We start from the raw sequence: 19,087 nt of genomic DNA on the forward strand, positions 1-19,087 counted from the left end.
TAGGTCGATCCCACAATAAAAATCATGTAATTTGGTATAGAATTTCATTGAGCTTTCTCCTTTTGGTTTGGTCGCCTAGAAGTTTAGCCAATGGTTAAACTTCGGGGAGAAGGTTCAATAAGTATCAAGGCAATTATGGATGGGACGTCTAAAGCTTGGATGGCGCTCATTCTTCGCTAATTTTAGCCAAGCTTAATACGCCCCATATTGCGAGCGTTATATTTACAGGGAGTTCAAGAGTTGAATTGGGAAGATGTGTTTAAAATTATAACCGCTGTAATTACTTCTGTTGGTGCAGCTGGTGTAATAATCTTTGGATTATCTAATTGGTTAGGCAAAGTTTGGGCTAACAGGATTTTAGAGAGAGAAAAAATGCTCTAAATAAGGAACTTGAAGCAACCAAAAGAGAACTAGATGTTTACAAAGAAACTTATATGCGTAGTCATAATGATAAAATAGTTATTTATCGCGCAGTAGTAGACGTAGTTTCTAAACTTTTATCTACCTTTGATTCAGTACAATCTGGCAGAACACCTATTGAGCAAGCTGCTCAAGCGTTTGATTTATTTAATGAACAACGAATGCAAACTTATGGTTATTTAGCCATGTTAGCACCGCAATCGGCTATGGACGCTCATGATGATTTTATAGACCATTTAATGAAAATATCAGGGAATGAAGTGGGCTATGAATGGGCTGAAGTAAGAGAGCTAGCTATCAAGTTTATAAATGAAGTTCGAATTGACATTGGTATTGATAAAACACCTATTTCATACAATGGAGATATGTAAATATAACAAGGCCATTATGGTACTCAAAAGCCTGTCAGATAAAATTAAGTTAAGCTTTTTTCAATTTACAACAGTGTTTTGATGTTGTTTAGGTGTTACTCCCATCAAGGCTTTAAAGTCTTTAATAAAATGTGCTTGATCGTAATAGTCTAAATCGACTGCAAGTTTTGTCCAATCAACGTGTTTATTGTTTTCAACTTGAGTTAACGCGTCATGTATACGAAATCGGTTAATGACCCACTTAGCACTAACACCAACATATTGGCTAAATAAACGTTGCAGCGCCCTATTATCTATCTGATAAAAATCACATAAGTCATTAACCGACATAATACTTTTATTTGTCTCTATCCTATGCACCATCGGATTGACCAAGTTTACTTTGTCGTTAACAGACAACTGCCCAGATAATACATCGGTAAACATCACAGACTCTAATTCACTCAATCTTTCTTCATCGATTGTCGAGTGTAAAAATGTCGTTTCTATTTGCTTTAAGGCACTACAGGTAGGGAAAAACTTAGCGATATCTTCTACCTGATTAACCAATGCTGACATAGCAACACCAGCTTTATAAGCAAACGGATAAAAACCAGCAGGTTTAAATTTTATCCCCAACACCTGCCCTTTTCCTGTCATCTTATGACTGTATTTTGTTTGGCAAATCCCTTGAATATGTGAAGCATTTTCAATAAATGTTAGGTGAGTGTTAGGGTGCGGAATCACCGATTGTGTATAGCTCTCGCCATCGGGTAATTGCCACTTCACTATCCAGTAATGCTCAACAATAGCTTCTAATGGCGATGAAGGATAAAATCTTTGAAGTGAAAAGTGTTGATGAAAATAAGCACTGTTAACAATGCCAACAGGTTGATCAGTTTTTATAGTTGTCATTAAGATGTTGTCGCTTTTTTACAATATTTGCGTTAGCGCTTTATTTATCATACTCCCCAACTAACCCAAAACGGAAACTAAAAATGTCGAAAACACGCCTAACAAAAAAATTTAATACCAGTGCATCAACATTGTGGTCAATTTTGACCGAAGCTAAATACAGCCCAGACTATATGTTTAACTGCACGTTAAAAACAAGTTGGGAAGTTGGGGAAGACATCACTTGGCAAGGCGAATACCAAGGATACAAAGCGTTTCAACAAGGTAAAGTTTTGGCTTTTGAACCGATAAAAACCCTTAGCTATAGTACATTTGATCCAAATACTGGCTTAAACGATGAAGCAATAAATTACATTCATGTGACCTATATTTTGTCCGAAACAGATGGCCATACAGAATTAGTGATTGAAAACGAAACCTTCGATGGTAACGAACAACGTATGGAACATATTCAACAAGGCTGGCTAATGGTTTTAGATAATTTGGAACAATTGATTAGGCTAAAGTAACGTTACTTAGCCTAATTGATCAACTAGGGGCTCGTATTAGCTACTTGCCCCTAACTTAGCGTTACTGCCTAACACCTTCAATGTGAATGGCTAATTCAACATGTGTAGATGCTGGGCCTAGGTTCGCATCAATGCCAAAATCGGCTAAGCCAATTTTAGTTGTACCACTAAAGCCGACACGGTAACCACCCCAAGGATCTTTCCCTTCACCAATTTTTTCAGCATTAATGGTGATTGTTTTAGTAACACCGTGCAAAGTTAAAGCGCCAATTACGTCTAACTTACCATCGCCTTTATCTACCACTTTACTGCTAACAAAACGAGCCGAACCAAACTTGCTGACGTCTAAATAATCATCGCTACGTAAATGTTTATCTCGTTCTACATGGTTTGAATTAATGCTTGTAGTGTCTACCGTCATTTCAATTTTAGACGCTGCAACATTGGCTGCATCATAGCTAAATTTTCCAGAGAACTTGTCGAAGCGGCCTGTAAGCCAGCTGTAACCTAAGTGCTGAATTTTGAAGTTAACAGAAGCATGAGCACCGTCATAATCAACAACGTAATCGGCTGCACTTGCCATGGTTGACAACAAGGCTGAGCCAGCAATAGCTGACGATAACAACGCAGATTTCAAGAATTTATTCATAAATTTTCCTCGGTTTCCTTTTTAAAGGTTGTGTCTTTGTTACGACCGAGCATTCGATTTAAGGTTTGGTCTTTGTCAATGAAGTGGTGTTTTAGTGCTGCGCCTGCATGTAATAGCACTAATACCATCAAACCATAAGCAAAATACTCGTGAATTTCCCCTGCTATATCTTCTTGATTTTCAACAAATGAACCCAGTGCTGGTACTTCAATTAAGCCAAATACTTCTATTGGGCGACCATCTGCTGTTGAAATTAAGTATCCGCTGAGCATGATAATAAACAAACCGACATACATTAGGTAATGTGCTGTATGCGCAAGTTTTTTTTCTAACGCAGAATGTTGCTCCAACGGAACAGGTTTTTGCTGAAAAACTCTAGCCAACACTCTAACTAACATCACGGTAAACAGCAAAATGCCCACACTTTTATGAATGTTAGGCGCCGTTTGATACCAAGTAGAATAATAATTTAAATCTACCATCCAGTAGCCCAGCGCAAACAAACCTACCACTGCAAGGGCAACTAACCAATGAATAATAATCGTCAATAAGCCGTAGCGAGTAGTAGTGTTTTTAATCATTCAAATATACTTGTGTTGTTAAATTCTGATAAGCAATGACTCAATATACTAATCAATTCATTGTTAACGATTAATACGTTAATTGGATAAATTTAGTTTCCAAACTGCCACTAATAATTTAACGGCTTGATCTACTAAAAGACATATCTATTCGGTGAAACTGGTATATTTTAGGTTAAAGTTGCCCTTTTGAATTAACTCAACGATTGCGCGATTACGATAATTGAAAAGCAAAGCAACGCTTGAGTGCTGATTTTCACATCACTTTTCACTGACAAAGTTTGTAAACACAAAAGAAACGTTATTTTTCAAATTGGTCTATACTTCTGAAAAATATCGAAGATTGATGAAAATACGATATTAACCAGTGTATTTTTTATTTTTAAAGTGGTCAGTTTGTTCAAAACAACCTGAATAACGGCATTGCCCTTACTGGACATCTATAGTTTTTAAAACAGAGTGGTCAACATATTGAAGTTTGCTTTCACTGCCGTGTTATTGTGTATTTCAATAATAACTAAAGCACAAGAGCCCTATATTGTAGAGATATTGGCTGATGAACAATATCCCCCCTATAGCTATGTTGAAGATGGAAAGCTAAAGGGTGTTTATATCAATTTAGTGACAAAAGCTGCACAACTACTGGCACCAACCTACCAAGTAAAGCTAGTAGCAATGCCTTGGAAAAGAGCTTTGGCACAAATAGAAAATGGCAAAGCCTTTGCTATTCTACCCCCATATAAACATCCTGAGCTACGCCCTTTTATTTTCCCTTACTCCACCCCTTTACATGAAGAAAATGTTGCGGTTTATTGTCATAGAAATTTTAATTTATCAATATTTTTTGAAGCAGAGTCTAAAAAACGGCCAGCAAATTTAGGTATCAATTCCGGTTATATCATTTTAGATGACAAATACGTTGATGCTGTAGAAAACAACCGTATTGTGATCCGAGAAAACAAAAGTACACAGTCCAACATTAAAAAATTGCTTAAAGGTCGTATCGATTGTTACGCAAATGACGAGCTCACTATTACATTTAGTTTAAAAGCGGAAAGTGCCAACACCTCAATTTACAAGCTTTATGAAAAAAAAGACACTATTGGTGCCCATACTGCACATATTGGCTATAGCAACGTATTGCCAGAACAATTTCCATACAAGGCAGACTTTATAGAAAAAATGAATAGCGCTATTATGAATATTAAGGACGAGCATTCTATTGACAGTTTAATGGAGTAAAACAACTTAAATTATCCCAAAATTACGGTAGCTATGTTTTATGAAAAAAGTGTTAGCGATTCTTTTCATGATGATCTCTTTAATCACTTACGGACAAGAAAAACTAAAAATAGTTACTGAACAATACCCGCCTTTTCAAACGGTTCTAGAAAACAATCAGGTATCAGGCAGCGCAACCAGCTTGGTTAAAGCACTGATGGCTCAAGCTGACATACCATATGACATTTTTGTTTATCCATGGCCAAGAGCTTTAAAAGAATTAGAAAACACGCCGTCAGTGCTTTTATTTTCAATGATGAGACTTCCAGCCCGAGAAGCTAAATATCAGTGGATTGCGCCACTTTGTTCTGTGACTACATCTTTTTATCGCCTAGCCGATAGAAGTGACATAAAAATAGCTAGTTTAATTGACGCAAAATCCTATCGAATAGGCGTAGAGCTAGCCCAAGGTAAAAATGATTTTTTAGTTTCTCATGGCTTTATTGATAATTTAGTGCAAGCAAGTACCAATCATCAATTACGTAAAATGATGCAATTTAATCGAATCGATCTGATTTTAATTTCAGACGACTATGCCCAATCCTTACCACCAGAAGAAAAAAGTGTAATCACTAAGATATTTACCATAGATGATTTAACGCGAACACTATATTTGGTGGGTCACCTGAACATGGAACAAATGCTAAAGACTAAGCTCATTCATGCGTATCAAACGTTAAAAACAAATAATGCTTTTGAGTGCGATAAATAAAAAGAGCTGCCAAAGCAGCCCTTAACGATTAAGTGATTAAGCACTCATTAAAAACGGTAATTCACGTAAACACCGGCGGTACGTTCATATCCATCATCTAAATCGTAGCCATTTTGCTTAGCGTCAAAGTTTGAATATCCGGCAAATACACCTAAATCCATACGTTTACTAAACGTGTAGTTCAATGCTAAATTGACTTCATCGGCATGACTTTGTTTAAAATCTTTCAAATCACGATAGGTATAGTTTGCTGCGAAAGTAACATCTTTAAATAAGTTTCGTTGCAGTCCAACAGAATAGCGGTATTCGTCTTTGTTTTTCAGGTGCTCTTCATCCCATTTTACATAACCTGCAGAAAACGTTGCTGCAAAGTCACGATTAAAGACATATTTACCTGTGATATCTGCACCTAAAGCTAATGCATCACCATTTAGTTTAGACTCATGATATCCACGGATACCAAAACCAGCAGTTAGCTCTAAACCTGTTCCGTTATCCAATCTATCCCAAAATCTGTAGCGAATATCACCTAAGCTCAATGTTAAGTCATCTGTAAAACCGTACGCAGCATGAAAATTGATATTACCTCTATCGTCATCTCCCTCTTCAACATATGCCACTGCGCCACCAACAGCAATAGTACCTTCAGTTAAAGTTATAGGTCTCAATACTGGATTTTTTGGATAAACTGTTTCAGCTAAAACAGCAGATGAACTTAGAATAAGTGCGATTGTTAATAAAGTGCGTTTCATAATATGTTTTCCTAATCATTATTAAAATGTCTAGGTGTATATTAAGCGCCTTGTACGTTTGAATCTTTTAGCTTTGTGTCGAGTAAATGTTTGCCGTTTGTCAGAATTTGTAAGCGCCTTTATAAAAATTGATAAAAGCGCTGATTTACTGAGCTACATTCAGGTTAGGTTCAGTGTTTTGTCAGTTATTTTTGACTATTTTGGCTCTAAAATTGAAGAATTAAACGACACTCCATTCCAACCATAAATCATGAAGTTTCTAATATTTTGATGATCATCACCTGTTGGGTTTTGCATTACATCATTTCTGTAATATTGACCAAAACACGCTAAGGTTTGTTGCTCAGTTAAATCGTTAAGCTTGGCAAACGCAAAAATTTTACAAGAACCCTCATTAGTACCTGCAGCATTAACTAACTGACCATTGTTAAATTCAGCAGGTTGATACTGGTAGTTATCAGCAATAACTTGCATCACCTCGTTAAATTCTATTGACTCAGGCGACGATTTGATTTTGCTGACTAATTGCTCAATTGACAACATAGTATTTCTCTTTCCAAAATTTGACGGCTATTTTGCCGTGTTGCAGGGTAAATTACCAAGGCTAAATTTCTTCATCTAAACCGCAAATTCGATCTCTCACTTCTATACTCATATCTTTTGTAATCACGTATACTATCGCTAACGTAATCACTTCGAATAAACTTGACTCTCTATGACCCAAGAAAACCCTTATTTAAATAATCCACTTCACGGTACTAGCCTTTCAACTGTGTTAAATGAAATAGTTGACCACTATGGTTTTGCGCTACTTTATGCTTATTTAAATATTAATTGTTTCAATAAAAACCCAAGCATTGCTGCTAGCATCAAGTTTCTTAAGAAAACCCAATGGGCGAGAGAAAAAGTTGAAGCTTTTTATTTGTATCAATACAAAAACCTACCTCGCGCTAGCGATAGCGAATTTGAAAAGCCACCAAGAGAACGTATCATTCCTGAAGGCATTGTCCCTAAAGAGCCAGCTGAACTAAGCTTTGAAGACGCGGAGCAGCTTCGTGTTAAGAAGGCAAAAAAAGCATTAGCTCATCAGACAAAAAAATCAGGTGGCAAAGCTAACCCTTGGGGTAATTACTAATTCAATAACATACAGCGTAAATCAACTAAGCGCTGTATGTTTTATTCCTTTGGAAATGACACCAGAGATTGATAATTTTCTGCCCAAGTGTGGTGTGTTGTTTCTTTTTGCTGAGCTAACCAATTCGTTAAAAAATCAATAAATACACGTACTTTACTTGGTAAATATTCTCGTTTAGGGTAAATCGCAAAAACACCATTTTCGTGCTCTGGTGGACGAAAACTGGGAAATAATGACACCAACTCGCCACTTTCTAAGCCATTTTTCGCTAAAAAATGGGGAAGTTGGGCAAAACCAAACCCATCAATACACATGTTTGCCATTGATTCTCCATCGTCGGTCACGTGATCACGCTTTAATTCGACATATTGATAATCACCATTGGCATCTGGCAGAAAAACAGGCTGTAATTGTTGAGTTTCTTTAATGCGAAAGCCGATCCATTGATGGTGCTCGAATTCAGCTGCACAACTTGGCGTGCCATGTTGTTGCAAATAACTTGGCGAGGCACAGATCATAAAGTCCATAGGGCTCAACCTTCGCGCCACTAAACGACTATCTTTGACATATCCTGTGCGCAGCGCCACATCAATTTCCTGCTCAATAATATCAACGTGTAAATCATTAATATCGAGCGATATTTGAATATCAGGGTATTGCTGACAAAATGCTTTTAACATTGGACGTAAATACAAGTGACCGTAACAAACCGCGGCACTAATTTTTAATTGTCCTGAAGGAAAATCGTTTAGCTGCTTTAACTCCCCTTCACAGTGGTTAATGTCTAACATAGCCTTGCGCACCGTTTCAGCGTAACGCTGGCCAGCTTGCGTTATACGTAGCTGACGAGTTGAGCGTTGGAACAAGGTTAACTGCAATTGCGACTCTAACCGAGCGATGGCTTTACTAATGGTTGAAGGATCAGTCTTACATAACCTAGCAGCTGCAGCAAAACTGCCACTATCACACGTTGCTAGAAACATTTCTAATGAGCGTAGCTTATCCATAATTTGTCTATTTCATCTCATAAAGTGTTTTTACTATAACAGCTAGCATTCATGAATAGTATTCATGGCACTTTGGAATTTCAGGATATTTTTCTTGCATTAAACCCAACCTAAAATATTACCGATCATTTAATTGTTAGTCATTTAGAGGACACATGGATAAATCTATTCACCAAACAAATACTCTGTCGTATTTTTTCTTTGCCTTTGTTGCCATGGTGGGTACGTCATACATCAACTTTTTACCTGGTGTAGTTAACGCACTCGCGGGAGATATTGGTTTTAGTGAGGCGCAAGCTGGGCAAATCGTCGCCCTAAATATTTATGGTGCCTTGGCAGGTAGCATCGCTGCCATTTTTTTTGTACGTAAAATTCAGTGGAAGCCTGCTTTGATGGTGTTACTCGTCATACTCGCTACCCTTGACGCTAGTTCAGCCTTAATCGGTGACTATAGCGCAATGCTTGTTTGGCGCTTTATTAGCGGATTTATTGGTGGATTATGTATGGGCATTTCATTTTCAATATTAGCCCGCCTTGCAAGTCCTGATCGTGCCTTTGGCGCTTTATTGTTTACACAATTTGCTATCTGCTTTGTGGTACTCGCGATACTACCTTCGCTTGAAAGCACCATTAGTTCGTATGCTGTTTTTTATGTAATGGCCTTGTTAAGTATTATTGGTGTTGCTTTGGTGTTTAAGCTACCGAGCCAACAGGTAAAGAGCCCCTCAATACTTAAACAGTTTAATCATTCAGTGGGGATAACCAATATTGTTTTATTGATGTTCTCTTTAATGCTTTATTTGTGTGCCGCTAATGCCATTTGGACATATGTGGGGCTAATTGGTTTAAACGCAGGCATGCAGGAACAAGCAGTCAATAACTACATCGCTATCACTAGCCTATTAGGATTAATTGGCGCGTTATTACCCGTCATTGTTGGCAAACATTTGGGGCGCTTATTTTGCATTATTTCAGGTGTGACTTTGTCAATAGTAGCGGCCTTGCTACTCAGTATGGCCCACCTAACAATTAACTATTATGTACTAGCGATGTGCCTTATCTTTTTCGCTTGGCCGGCAGTAAATTCTTATCTATTAGCCATTACCGCAGATATTGATTCAACAGGCAGACTTTCTAGTATTGCAGCGTTAGTTTCCCTTTTTGGTGCTGCGTCTGGTCCAATGATGGCTTCAGGTATCCTTAGTCAAGGTGATTATACAGCGATGTTGTATAGCTGTGTCGCCATCTTCTTTTTAAGTGCAGTTGTTGCCATTTGGCCTAGTCGACGAAAAATAGCAAACGTTCAACTGACACAAGCGAAACAAGCATAACGCTCTGGTCAAACTTATCTATCAAACGAAATAATAATTAGTGGAGAATAAACATGATTAAGTATCTGTTTAACAAGATGTTGACGTCAATGAGTAAACGTTACGATTACGATGTACGCTACCAACAGGATATTCTAAACAATGACTTAGGTGCATTTTTAAAATTTATGGGCTTTCAAATGATGGCGACTCATGCATCACAAGTGCCGATAACACCTCTGTTTGCTGCCAGAATAAGAGCCATAATAGCTGAAGATTGTGGTCCTTGTGCACAACTTGTCGTTAACATGGCTTTAGAAGCAAAAATTGCTCCTGAGATAGTCGGTGCCATTGTTAATAAACAATTAGTTAATTTACCCGATGACGTAGCTCTAGTAGTAACGTTTACCGATCATGTATTAACTCACAACGTTGAAGCCGATGACTTACGCAGCCAAATTATTGAACTTTGGGGTGAAAAAGGGCTAGTCACCTTAGGGTTTGCGATTAGTTCGTATCGAGTATACCCAACGTTTAAATACGCCATGGGGTATGGAAAAGCCTGTCAAAAACTGCAAATTTCCGAGTCACCTTTTGCATTAAATCAAATCTCAGCAAAGGTTCAAGGTTAATAAAAATGAATAATCGGTTACTCACTTTTGTTGCCCTTTGTCTTGCTTTGCCTTCAATGGCAAACGGAATTTTAATGATTGTTAATCCAGAATACTGGTATTGGCTAGTGCCTGGCGTGCCTGATCGGGGTCCATTTAACCAACATTTTTTGCGTGACATAGGTTTTATCTATTTGCTGATCGGGTGTGCTTTTTTGTACGGTGCTTTTTACGCCAAACACAGACTAATGCTGTGGATTTTCCCAGCAGCGTGGCTTGTTGCTCACGCCTTTTTCCATCTCTGGGAAATAGCAGTTGGGCTATGTGGTATTGAATTCTTTTTAATCGACTTCCCTGGCGTTACCTTACCAGCCATTTTGGCTATTTGGCTCACTTATCAAAGCAAACCAAGTAAAAGCAATTCGAATAAAAGCCATGACTAAAAAACTCATTATATTGGGGTTAAGCTTAGCATTATTGCTAAGCATTCCCTTGTTAACTAACTATTCAACGTCAAATAAACGTATAAATTCATCCAGTGCAATTGAATGGTTACAGCACCCAAAATCAATCGATGCTTTTGAGTTAAAAAGTACCAACGGTGATTTTACCAAAGTAAATTTGCTCAATCATTGGACCATCATGGTATTTGGCTATACCCGTTGTCCTGATGTATGCCCCACTAGTTTAAATGATCTTACACATTTAGCGGATGAGTTAGAACAGCATGAGATTGGGGCTAAGTTTAACTATGTTTTTGTCTCAGTTGACCCTGAACAAGATTCTCTTGAAAACATAGCGCTTTACCTTAATTACTTTCGTGCTGATTTCATCGGAGTCACAGGTAACATAAGCTCACTGAAAACGTTTAGCCAAAGTGTTGGTGTGCGGTTTGCTTCAATCGACATAGCCGGTAGTAATAATATTTCTCATTCGGTATATTTTTTACTTATTGGCCCAGATGGTAAATTGCATGCGCGCTTTGAGCCGAACTTTGATACGCAAAAAACCGCCAATGAGCTGATAAAATTACCTTAATCAAAGATCAACTTTCTACACACGGTAATTTTGCAAGTTGTACTCAAAGCACTATAAATCTGTCGGTCGATAATTATCACCTAAAGTAAAGTCACAGACACCATTAGGAAAAATGAGCTGAAGTTTTTCAAGGTGTTGGCTCATATCAACGGGGTGATAAACCCCTTTTGCTATTGCCTGATCAATGGGAATCAGCTGACAGGAAAACATACTCCCCTGCCAAGGGCCTCCAGCTGCAATTCGGCTATTAGTAAATGGTGTGTACGCTTGATGGCATTTACCTTCTGCTTGTTTATTCCATTCTCCATCCCAAACGTGATTTCCCGAGGCAATAATATCGCCATTATCATCAAAGCAAGCATCATTTAAGTCTTCGGGTTTATTTTGCCAACTAAAATATTGCGGGTTACTTTTAATATTCGCTAACCACTGATCCATCATTTTAAAAGCATCATTAATAGGTGAATAAGCTTTGTCAGCTACCCAAATCACATGGTTTTTATGATGGCCTTGAGCCTGCTCAATTCTCAGCCGAGAAACAAAACTAGCTGAACTATGATGCATATCTAAATCTTCTTCGAGGTAGTGGCGAACGTCGAGGATCGGAATGGTAATATCACCAATAAAAACTTGCCCACTACGATAAGCCATTTCCACCGCTTGTGGATTGGCTAATATTCTTGCAGCTGGCTTGTTTTTGCTCGCTTCCGTCACATTGTGATTACTCCATAAACTCATCCACAACATTTTCTTTTTCGACGCTTGAGTGCCAAGTAATTTTTCTGGTCGCATTTGTTCAGCCGGTTTCCAGCTGCCTATATGCCAGTTCAAATGCAAAAACTTTTCTGCACTCAACTTTCCTTGTTTAAGCGCTGCAAGTCCATATTGAATACCTTCATTTGACCACGTTTGATTGGCAAAACCGTATTTATCGCGACCAAAAACGCCCGCCATGTCTTCCCAATAATTCCATTTGGTATGGTCAACCACATGATCGGCAAAAAACTCTCTTAAAAACCCTTGGGCAGGATTGTGAATATACGCGGTTAAACCAAACCAGCCATTAATACATTCACTATTTCCTCTTGGATATATTGGCATTCTGCCTTGCAATGCTTGATTCAATGGCTCTAAAAAAGCGCTCGGATGAGGTTCACCGTTTTTAGCATTTAGTCCTTCAAGTAAGATACGATTTGGCCAATCTTGCCAGTATTCACCGTCATCCGTTCTAAATGCATAATAATTGTTAAACAAATCACAATCTAACGCATACAAGGTTTGACTGATCATATCGGGATATGAATATAGCGGTATTGCAGCATCAAGAATGCCTGTACTGTTTTGGCCAATTAAATATTGAGCTAAGCCACCACCAGAGCCGCCAATACCAACGGTATATTCTGGTTGTCCATACGTTGCGATAAACTGTTGTTTAACTCGACGAGCGGTATCTTCAGCAAGTAACATATTGTAGGTGTAACTGGTTCTATTCCCCGTTGAAGTGATCACCGCATAACCTTGATGCAGCTGTTCTATTCGACGTTCAATGTTGCGCTGCACACGCATTTTTCCCTGACGAAAACCAATACCTGAGCCACCTAAAAATTGATAAATAAGCTTTTGGTTCCAAACTGAGCTTTTGTTAGGCAACCCAACGTCTGCCAAGGTAATAGGCATGATCATTAAATAGATAAAACGGTTTATGGTGCCCTGCTCAAGTCGATAATAATGAGCAAAACCTTGAGCCGGTTTATCATTGAAAAAATGAAGTTTACCTTGAGCATCTTCGCCAGCGTATGTCACCTGCATCGGCAAGCTGCAATCTTTACTATAACCAATGACGTGTTTCTCATTGCCGAGGTTATCTAATGAATCGTAAACTGGCACCCCAAGAGCTGCTTGGTTATCCACTAAAGGCTGCCCGAGTTTACTGTCGAGTGTCATGCAATAAAAAGGATACTGTAAACTGCCTGCATAAAGCGGAGTCACTGGCCCCAGTTGACCTTGTTTAATAGGAAAATTAAAGGTTTCGGTTGGCCGAGCACTAAACCTTACATGGCGGGTTAAATCTAGTAATGGCGCTTCATATTCACTTAGTGGTGAGTTCTTTACTTGCCGTGCAACAAAAGGCGATGGTGTATCTAACCACCATACTGCTAGAGCACAAGCAACAACTAACATAATGGTTAAACGGCGTAACATTATTTGACCTCTACTACTAACAAGTCATAACTTAAGTGTAGTCAAAAAATATCAAGCAAGTATAAGATGAACGAGTTATGATCATGGCTATTTCAAGTCAAATTTCATAGTTAATACATTGTTTTTATTAAAAATCAAAGGAAATTACATTTTTTATAACACATTGATTTTATGAAGATTAAAAAATTTGTTTTTCAATGAAAATTGCTATGTGTACTCAAGGCAAATTAAAAAGATTCAAGCAATATGAAGTATTTGTGCGTGAGCTACTGACTAGCAGTTTGTTTGGATTTGTTGAAATTGCAGATTTTGTTTGGGATAACAAAGCCACGATTATAGTTGATCCTAGCCATGAAAAACTAAAAGACGAATTTGGTCATGTTGAGCGTACTTATCTACCTATGCACAGCATTTTAAGAGTTGACCAAGTCGCTCAACACGGTGTGGCAAAAATTATCGAATTAGGCGATAAGGTTTCTCTATTTCCAAACCCTATTTAAGAAAAAGCATGCGTTAAAATTATATAACACAAGCTGTTGCCGCTTTAGCCTTGTCTACGCCACGTTCAATTAACGTTAATACATCTTCATCATTAATAGATGCTTTAATTTTATTGATCAACTGCTCGGCCGTAGACTCTGAAGTGGCATCTACGACACAACTGTAAGCTTGAGAAATATGCTGTTTTGCGTCTTCGATTGCTTTTTCATTATCAAAGTCAACATTAATGGCTTCTTCTACCGATTCAACAAGTGCCTTAGCTGAGTTGGCAGCTTGCCCAAACTGCTCTAAATTGAGCGCGTTAAGATCAAGTGTTTCCATTTTTTCTTGTAATGAGTCTACCGCTTTATTTGCTGAAGCCTGAGCTTTATCAATTGCTTTTGATGCATCTTCACAGGCTGTTAAACTAAGCAAAATTAACATGGAGAGAATAGATTTTTTCATCATTGTCCTTGGTATATGTTTATATAGTAGGGCTATATTTTGCAGGAATAGTAAAGCTAGCCTACAAAAAAGTAAATTAACGCTCGCTTAATTTACTTTTCTATAGGCAGTGCAGAGATATTGGTTAACACTGATTACATTTGAGCTGCCGTCAATATAATCAAGATTTTTAATGTCCGGTTGCAGCACTAGATATTACGGCTATGTTTTAATGCAATTCCACAAGAGATAAACAGAATAAAAGCCTTACTAAACTTCATTAATAAGGCTTTTAACCGCTAAACGGTTTGTGATTTATCTTTAATTGTCGCAGCTAACAAGGCGGGTAAAAAGGTTAAACTAAGCACCGTAGACACTAAAATACCACTTAATACGATGACTCCCACGCCTCGATATAATTCAGTTCCTTCACCAGGAATGATCACCAGTGGTGCCAAGCCAAACAATGTGGTTGCCGTTGACATTAAAATAGGTTTTAGTCGTTTTTCAACCGATTTGATCACCGCCTCTCGCACTTGCAAACCCTGCTGCATCACATATTTGCGAGTTTGATCAACAATTAAAATGGGGTTGTTCACCACAGTGCCTAGCAAAATTAAGAAACCCAACATAGTGATCATGTCAAATGGTTGGTGATAGCTGGTAAGCCCTATTTTGGCGAGCCCTGCATTTATCGCATTAACAGTGATTAACCCAAGCAGTCCGCCTGCCATACCAAGTGGGACCGTCGCTAAAATAAAAACAGGGTAACGCCAATGATTAAAAATGGCGACTAGCAGCAAATAACATAAAGCAATTGCGATAATAAAATTGCTCGACAAAGATGCTTTGGTGGCTTCAAGTTGATCGGCAGCACCACTAATGCTCACTTTTATGCCCTGATCAATTTTGCCACTCGCCCATAACGAAGGCAGCAATTGCTCACGAACAATTTGTTCAGCTGTTTCCAGAGCAATATCTCTTGGTGGGATAATATAAACAGTCACTGTACGTTTGCCATCAACACGCCTAACGGAATTACTGTTTTTACTTTCCTCAAGATCTGCCAATGCATTAAGTGGCAAAACGATACCTGAAGGTGTAACTACCGGCGCATTAGCTAACTGAGTTAAACTTTGTTCATTGCCGGCTTCACTGAACATAAAGATGTCCACCTTATCGTCACCTAGAATAAACTCATCAACATAGGCACCATCGCTCATTGCCGAAACGGTATAGCCAAATTCACTATTACTAATCCCCACTTCCGCCAGTCTTTGCCACCTTGGTTTTATTTCAATTAACGGCTGATCTAGGGTCAGTGAACTTGGATCTGAATTGATTTGTGGGTTATCAAAATGCACTTGTGCTTGTTGATAAACTGCTTCCGCCGCTTGATACAAGCTTGTCACCTCTACCCCTGAAATATCAACCGCAACCGCTCGTGTACCGCCGTCATTACTCGAGATAATTGAACCTCGCGCAGAAAAGGCTCGCATTTCAGGGTAGCTTTTAAATTTCTCAGTAATAGCTTGCATCATGTCGTTTATGTGCGCGGGATCTACTGGTGCACTGAGTAGCCAAATTCTACCTGCCGACACTGACATTGAATAGTACTCTAGCGGCGGCATGTTAGTGTTACCATCGGCAAAATCAGTATTATCAACTTCAACAAAAGCATCTAGGTAATCTCTCACCTCAACACCAATTCGCTTCATTTCTGAAAGGTTGTAACTCGGCGGTGCTATCATCATAGAAAACGCTTTTGGCTCTTCACCTTCAGGTAGATATTCTGCCGGTGGCATTAACACATAAGCCGCCCCCAAAATACCGATGATAAAAGCCAAAGTCGTAACGCTTGCCACTTGTTTACTTTGTGTCAATTTTTTCGCAGGAGCTAACCAGCTCTCGGATAAAATAAAAGCTTTGCTGGTCGTCAGATCAGACTTTTTACCAAAATGAGCGAGTGCTACCGGCACAACAAAAATAGCTACGATCATCGATGCGATAATCGCCCCAGAAATAGCAATTGCGATATCTGAGTACAATTGCCCAGCCTCTTGCTCAACAAACAAAATGGGCGCAAACACTAAAACAGTAGTCGCCGTTGAGGCAAGTACCGCTGGCCAAACATCTTTTACACCTTCAATGGCCGCTTGTATTTTACTTACACCTTGACGTTTGGCTTGCACAATAGCTTCTAACACCACAATAGTATTATCCACTGTCATACCAATGGCAAAGGCAACACCAGCAAGTGAAATAACATTAATGGTTCGACCAAAAGCCATTAGCGCTAGAAATGCCGCTATCGTACAGAACGGGATCCCCATTACGCCGACCAACGTTGCTTTTCCTGAGCGCAGGAAAAAGTACATAACTAACGTGGCAAGTAATGCCCCCAGTACTAGGTTAAACCAAACATTCTCAAGCGAACTTTTGACATATTTCACATCGTCACTTAATAAAATCAACTCAAGGCCATTTTGTGCGAGCAGCTCTTGGTTTATGTCTTCAACAATAGGTAACATCGCTTCTTTGATGGCTAATACATTTGAACCACTTTCACGCCGCACAGATAAACTAAGAGAACGCTCACCATCTTTGTAAGACAAACTCCGTGACTCAAAATGATCCAGTGATACTGTGGCCACATCTTTAAGCAATACATTTGCGCCGTTTTTGCGGCTGATGATCAAATTATTAATATCTTCTAGCTGCTCAAAACGCCCCATGACTCGAAGTAAATAACGACTTTTACCACTTTCAATATCACCAGCTGAAGCGTCTTTATTTCGAGCACGTATCGCGCTGCGTAGCTCGGGTAAACTAATTCCGCGTTTGGCGAGTTTTGTCGCGTCTACTTTGATTTGAATTTGACGCTGTGCACCACCGTTAACACCAATTTCAGAAACACCAGCAACGGTTTCCATTCTTGGTCTAATATAATCTTCTGCGTAGTCTCGCAATAAGTCGACGTCTAAACTTAGCGGGTTTCCCTTTATTGGCTTTAAAATAAAATACATAAAGGCATTACCAGAAAATGAGCTCGAAAATAGTCGCGGTTGGTCGACATTCTCTGGATAAGCAGGTACTTGACTCAAAGCATTGTTGACACGAATTAAGGCGTCGTTGGCATCAACACCAAAAGGAAATTCAAGCTCAATATTGGCCTGTCCCATTTCAGCAAAAGACACCATGCGTTTTAAATTAGGCAAACTTCTTAAAAAACGTTCTTGCTCTATTAAAATTTCTTTTTCAACATCTTGCGGGGTCGCTCCTGGCCAGCCTGTTTGTACCGTGATAGTTCTGACTTCTAGATCTGGGATCATTTGCACAGGTATATTAAACACTGCAACTAGCCCCAAAAGCGTGGTAATAAATAAGGTTACGGCAACCAAAATGCCTTTGTTTACTACACTGGCTATCATTGTATATTGCCTATGTTGACACTCTCACCATCACGTAACAAAGCGATACCAGTTTCAATAATCGGTAAATCACTTGGAACGCCGCGCACAGCTAATTGCTCCAAGCCTTTTTCCACTATTTCTACTAAATAACGTTTCGCTTTATTATCTTGCACGACAAAAACACTTTTCCCACCATCAGGGTGTTGTTTAATCGCTGTTTTAGGTAACCAAATAATCGCTTGCTCAGTTTGTGGTAACACGACACTGGCATTGACCGACATGCCAGCAACCAAAGTCGAAGGCACCGACAAGTTGACATATGCGGTAAATGTGCGGCTTTGCTCGTTAGCAACAGCTACAATACGATCTAATGTCGCAACAATAACTTGCGCATTTTTAATATTGGGTAAAATGTTAACCTGTGTTTTGCTATTTGCTAATAAAGCAAAATATTCTTGAGGAATTTCAAGCTTAACGCGCAACTGTTCTTCGCTCACTAAGCTAAATACAGCGGTTTGTGGAATTGCCCACTCGCCAATATCGATATCTCTCTTTGCAATAACACCAGCAAACGGCGCTATTAATTGATGACGAGCAACTAACTCCTTTTGATACTCAAATTGTGATTGTGCTTGCTCTAAAGCCGCCAATGCTATGTCAATGCTAGCTTTGCGCTCTTCAATTAATGTTTTAGCAACAAGCTGCTTAGTGGATAGAGCCAATACTTCTTGGTGTAATCGCTTAGCTTCCGCTAGCCGTGTCTTTTTTTCTAGGTTAAAGGCAGCTAATTCGTTGAGTTTCAGTTGTGCTAATTTATCATCAAGTTGCACTAGTACTTGGCCCTTTTGCACTCTATCACCAACATCGGCTGATAGTGTAGCAACAACACCTGACTCCAATACGGCCAATCTGGCATTTTTCACTGCTTCAACCGTGCCTGCCAGTGCAATTTTTTGGCTATGATTGCTTTGTTGTGGATATATCACACTAACCGTTGTTTGCTTGTCAGCAGCATTGGCGTTATTAGATATAAGAAATAGAAAACAACAAACTATTGATAATATATTTTTCAAAAGTTCCATCTCACACTTGTAAATGATTATTATTTAGCTTTAATTTACTGATTTATTAAAATCCTGTCATTACCTTTACGACAGTTGACCTATTTATACGATAATACGGTCGACAATCGTTTAATTTACAATCAAATGGTTTTAATATTCGGCAAACGGATTTGATTGTAACAAGTACATTTTATTTCTTAGCTAGTTGCCTTTA

General features: G+C 38.8%; 21 protein-coding genes. 11 read left to right on the forward strand and 10 right to left on the reverse strand.

The window, feature by feature from the left end:
- Positions 1 to 240 precede the first annotated feature (240 nt).
- Complete coding sequence (locus tag IE199_RS21945; protein WP_229854680.1) at positions 241 to 381, forward strand: hypothetical protein; 141 nt, start codon at positions 241 to 243, stop codon at positions 379 to 381.
- 53 nt (positions 382 to 434) lie between these two features.
- Complete coding sequence (locus IE199_RS21950) at positions 435 to 791, forward strand: hypothetical protein (protein ID WP_229854682.1); 357 nt, start codon at positions 435 to 437, stop codon at positions 789 to 791.
- Positions 792 to 851: 60 nt separating this feature from the next.
- Here IE199_RS21950 and IE199_RS11610 read toward each other — a convergent pair whose 3' ends face one another.
- Entirely contained in the window at positions 852 to 1,685 is an 834-nt protein-coding gene (locus IE199_RS11610; RefSeq protein WP_189770601.1) for a helix-turn-helix domain-containing protein, read from the reverse strand.
- Positions 1,686 to 1,768: 83 nt separating this feature from the next.
- Here IE199_RS11610 and IE199_RS11615 point away from each other — a divergent pair, with 83 nt between their 5' ends.
- On the forward strand, positions 1,769 to 2,194 hold the full coding sequence (locus IE199_RS11615) for an SRPBCC domain-containing protein (RefSeq protein ID WP_189770609.1): 426 nt from the start codon (positions 1,769 to 1,771) through the stop codon (positions 2,192 to 2,194).
- Between the two features lie 61 nt (positions 2,195 to 2,255).
- Here IE199_RS11615 and IE199_RS11620 read toward each other — a convergent pair whose 3' ends face one another.
- Both IE199_RS11620 and IE199_RS11625 read right to left on the reverse strand, forming a co-directional pair.
- Complete coding sequence (locus tag IE199_RS11620; protein WP_189770612.1) at positions 2,256 to 2,843, reverse strand: YceI family protein; 588 nt, start codon at positions 2,841 to 2,843, stop codon at positions 2,256 to 2,258.
- Positions 2,840 to 3,424: a cytochrome b gene (locus tag IE199_RS11625; RefSeq protein WP_189770614.1), complete on the reverse strand. Its 585-nt coding sequence runs from the start codon at positions 3,422 to 3,424 to the stop codon at positions 2,840 to 2,842. Before IE199_RS11625 ends, IE199_RS11620 begins: the two co-directional genes overlap by 4 nt.
- Before the next feature lie 471 nt (positions 3,425 to 3,895).
- Here IE199_RS11625 and IE199_RS11630 point away from each other — a divergent pair, with 471 nt between their 5' ends.
- Positions 3,896 to 4,666, forward strand: coding sequence for a substrate-binding periplasmic protein (locus IE199_RS11630; RefSeq protein ID WP_189770616.1), 771 nt, complete (start codon positions 3,896 to 3,898; stop codon positions 4,664 to 4,666).
- A 40-nt stretch (positions 4,667 to 4,706) separates the two neighbouring features.
- Positions 4,707 to 5,417: a substrate-binding periplasmic protein gene (locus IE199_RS11635; protein ID WP_189770619.1), complete on the forward strand. Its 711-nt coding sequence runs from the start codon at positions 4,707 to 4,709 to the stop codon at positions 5,415 to 5,417.
- Between the two features lie 47 nt (positions 5,418 to 5,464).
- On the opposite strand, the gene IE199_RS11640 is transcribed toward IE199_RS11635, so the two are convergent.
- Positions 5,465 to 6,169: a porin gene (locus IE199_RS11640; RefSeq protein ID WP_189770621.1), complete on the reverse strand. Its 705-nt coding sequence runs from the start codon at positions 6,167 to 6,169 to the stop codon at positions 5,465 to 5,467.
- A gap of 195 nt (positions 6,170 to 6,364) precedes the next feature.
- Positions 6,365 to 6,712 (reverse strand): HopJ type III effector protein, encoded by a 348-nt coding sequence (locus IE199_RS11645; protein WP_189770623.1) that lies wholly within the window; start codon positions 6,710 to 6,712, stop codon positions 6,365 to 6,367.
- A gap of 172 nt (positions 6,713 to 6,884) precedes the next feature.
- Between IE199_RS11645 and IE199_RS11650 the strand changes: the two genes are divergently transcribed.
- The gene (locus IE199_RS11650; RefSeq protein WP_189770625.1) at positions 6,885 to 7,304 is read left to right on the forward strand and encodes a VF530 family protein; all 420 of its coding nucleotides are present in this window, start codon (positions 6,885 to 6,887) and stop codon (positions 7,302 to 7,304) included.
- 41 nt (positions 7,305 to 7,345) lie between these two features.
- Here IE199_RS11650 and IE199_RS11655 read toward each other — a convergent pair whose 3' ends face one another.
- Positions 7,346 to 8,311: a LysR family transcriptional regulator gene (locus IE199_RS11655; protein WP_189770627.1), complete on the reverse strand. Its 966-nt coding sequence runs from the start codon at positions 8,309 to 8,311 to the stop codon at positions 7,346 to 7,348.
- 155 nt (positions 8,312 to 8,466) lie between these two features.
- Here IE199_RS11655 and IE199_RS11660 point away from each other — a divergent pair, with 155 nt between their 5' ends.
- The 4 genes from IE199_RS11660 to IE199_RS11675 are packed head-to-tail and all read left to right on the forward strand — an operon-like array spanning position 8,467 to position 11,270.
- The gene (locus IE199_RS11660) at positions 8,467 to 9,642 is read left to right on the forward strand and encodes an MFS transporter (protein WP_189770629.1); all 1,176 of its coding nucleotides are present in this window, start codon (positions 8,467 to 8,469) and stop codon (positions 9,640 to 9,642) included.
- Between the two features lie 53 nt (positions 9,643 to 9,695).
- Positions 9,696 to 10,253, forward strand: a complete 558-nt coding sequence (locus IE199_RS11665) for a hypothetical protein (RefSeq protein WP_189770631.1) — start codon at positions 9,696 to 9,698, stop codon at positions 10,251 to 10,253.
- 5 nt (positions 10,254 to 10,258) lie between these two features.
- On the forward strand, positions 10,259 to 10,675 hold the full coding sequence (locus IE199_RS11670) for a hypothetical protein (protein ID WP_189770633.1): 417 nt from the start codon (positions 10,259 to 10,261) through the stop codon (positions 10,673 to 10,675).
- Positions 10,668 to 11,270 (forward strand): SCO family protein, encoded by a 603-nt coding sequence (locus tag IE199_RS11675; RefSeq protein ID WP_189770635.1) that lies wholly within the window; start codon positions 10,668 to 10,670, stop codon positions 11,268 to 11,270. The genes IE199_RS11670 and IE199_RS11675 overlap by 8 nt, the downstream gene beginning before the upstream one ends.
- 51 nt (positions 11,271 to 11,321) lie before the next feature.
- Here the strand turns inward: IE199_RS11675 and IE199_RS11680 are convergent, their stop codons facing one another.
- Positions 11,322 to 13,472, reverse strand: a complete 2,151-nt coding sequence (locus IE199_RS11680) for a DUF6351 family protein (protein WP_229854683.1) — start codon at positions 13,470 to 13,472, stop codon at positions 11,322 to 11,324.
- A gap of 197 nt (positions 13,473 to 13,669) precedes the next feature.
- Here IE199_RS11680 and IE199_RS11685 point away from each other — a divergent pair, with 197 nt between their 5' ends.
- Positions 13,670 to 13,972 (forward strand): DUF1820 family protein, encoded by a 303-nt coding sequence (locus IE199_RS11685; protein ID WP_189770637.1) that lies wholly within the window; start codon positions 13,670 to 13,672, stop codon positions 13,970 to 13,972.
- Between the two features lie 19 nt (positions 13,973 to 13,991).
- Here IE199_RS11685 and IE199_RS11690 read toward each other — a convergent pair whose 3' ends face one another.
- From IE199_RS11690 to IE199_RS11700, 3 genes are all read right to left on the reverse strand, one after another.
- Positions 13,992 to 14,417, reverse strand: coding sequence for a hypothetical protein (locus IE199_RS11690; protein WP_189770639.1), 426 nt, complete (start codon positions 14,415 to 14,417; stop codon positions 13,992 to 13,994).
- A 278-nt stretch (positions 14,418 to 14,695) separates the two neighbouring features.
- Entirely contained in the window at positions 14,696 to 17,827 is a 3,132-nt protein-coding gene (locus IE199_RS11695) for an efflux RND transporter permease subunit (protein WP_189770640.1), read from the reverse strand.
- Positions 17,824 to 18,882, reverse strand: coding sequence for an efflux RND transporter periplasmic adaptor subunit (locus IE199_RS11700; protein ID WP_189770642.1), 1,059 nt, complete (start codon positions 18,880 to 18,882; stop codon positions 17,824 to 17,826). Before IE199_RS11700 ends, IE199_RS11695 begins: the two co-directional genes overlap by 4 nt.
- Positions 18,883 to 19,087: the final 205 nt, after the last annotated feature.

It is taken from the genome of Thalassotalea marina (genome assembly GCF_014656435.1).
Taxonomy (GTDB): Bacteria; Pseudomonadota; Gammaproteobacteria; order Enterobacterales; family Alteromonadaceae; genus Thalassotalea_C; species Thalassotalea_C marina.

What these genes read in the sequence shown, in the direction of transcription:
- IE199_RS21950 (WP_229854682.1), top strand. Translation starts at nt 435, where the DNA reads ATGCGTAGTCATAATGATAAAATAGTTATTTATCGCGCAGTAGTAGAC.
- IE199_RS11610 (WP_189770601.1), bottom strand. Translation starts at nt 1,685, where the DNA reads ATGACAACTATAAAAACTGATCAACCTGTTGGCATTGTTAACAGTGCT.
- IE199_RS11615 (WP_189770609.1), top strand. Translation starts at nt 1,769, where the DNA reads ATGTCGAAAACACGCCTAACAAAAAAATTTAATACCAGTGCATCAACA.
- IE199_RS11620 (WP_189770612.1), bottom strand. Translation starts at nt 2,843, where the DNA reads ATGAATAAATTCTTGAAATCTGCGTTGTTATCGTCAGCTATTGCTGGC.
- IE199_RS11625 (WP_189770614.1), bottom strand. Translation starts at nt 3,424, where the DNA reads ATGATTAAAAACACTACTACTCGCTACGGCTTATTGACGATTATTATT.
- IE199_RS11635 (WP_189770619.1), top strand. Translation starts at nt 4,707, where the DNA reads ATGAAAAAAGTGTTAGCGATTCTTTTCATGATGATCTCTTTAATCACT.
- IE199_RS11640 (WP_189770621.1), bottom strand. Translation starts at nt 6,169, where the DNA reads ATGAAACGCACTTTATTAACAATCGCACTTATTCTAAGTTCATCTGCT.
- IE199_RS11645 (WP_189770623.1), bottom strand. Translation starts at nt 6,712, where the DNA reads ATGTTGTCAATTGAGCAATTAGTCAGCAAAATCAAATCGTCGCCTGAG.
- IE199_RS11650 (WP_189770625.1), top strand. Translation starts at nt 6,885, where the DNA reads ATGACCCAAGAAAACCCTTATTTAAATAATCCACTTCACGGTACTAGC.
- IE199_RS11655 (WP_189770627.1), bottom strand. Translation starts at nt 8,311, where the DNA reads ATGGATAAGCTACGCTCATTAGAAATGTTTCTAGCAACGTGTGATAGT.
- IE199_RS11660 (WP_189770629.1), top strand. Translation starts at nt 8,467, where the DNA reads ATGGATAAATCTATTCACCAAACAAATACTCTGTCGTATTTTTTCTTT.
- IE199_RS11665 (WP_189770631.1), top strand. Translation starts at nt 9,696, where the DNA reads ATGATTAAGTATCTGTTTAACAAGATGTTGACGTCAATGAGTAAACGT.
- IE199_RS11670 (WP_189770633.1), top strand. Translation starts at nt 10,259, where the DNA reads ATGAATAATCGGTTACTCACTTTTGTTGCCCTTTGTCTTGCTTTGCCT.
- IE199_RS11675 (WP_189770635.1), top strand. Translation starts at nt 10,668, where the DNA reads ATGACTAAAAAACTCATTATATTGGGGTTAAGCTTAGCATTATTGCTA.
- IE199_RS11680 (WP_229854683.1), bottom strand. Translation starts at nt 13,472, where the DNA reads ATGTTACGCCGTTTAACCATTATGTTAGTTGTTGCTTGTGCTCTAGCA.
- IE199_RS11685 (WP_189770637.1), top strand. Translation starts at nt 13,670, where the DNA reads ATGAAAATTGCTATGTGTACTCAAGGCAAATTAAAAAGATTCAAGCAA.
- IE199_RS11690 (WP_189770639.1), bottom strand. Translation starts at nt 14,417, where the DNA reads ATGAAAAAATCTATTCTCTCCATGTTAATTTTGCTTAGTTTAACAGCC.
- IE199_RS11695 (WP_189770640.1), bottom strand. Translation starts at nt 17,827, where the DNA reads ATGATAGCCAGTGTAGTAAACAAAGGCATTTTGGTTGCCGTAACCTTA.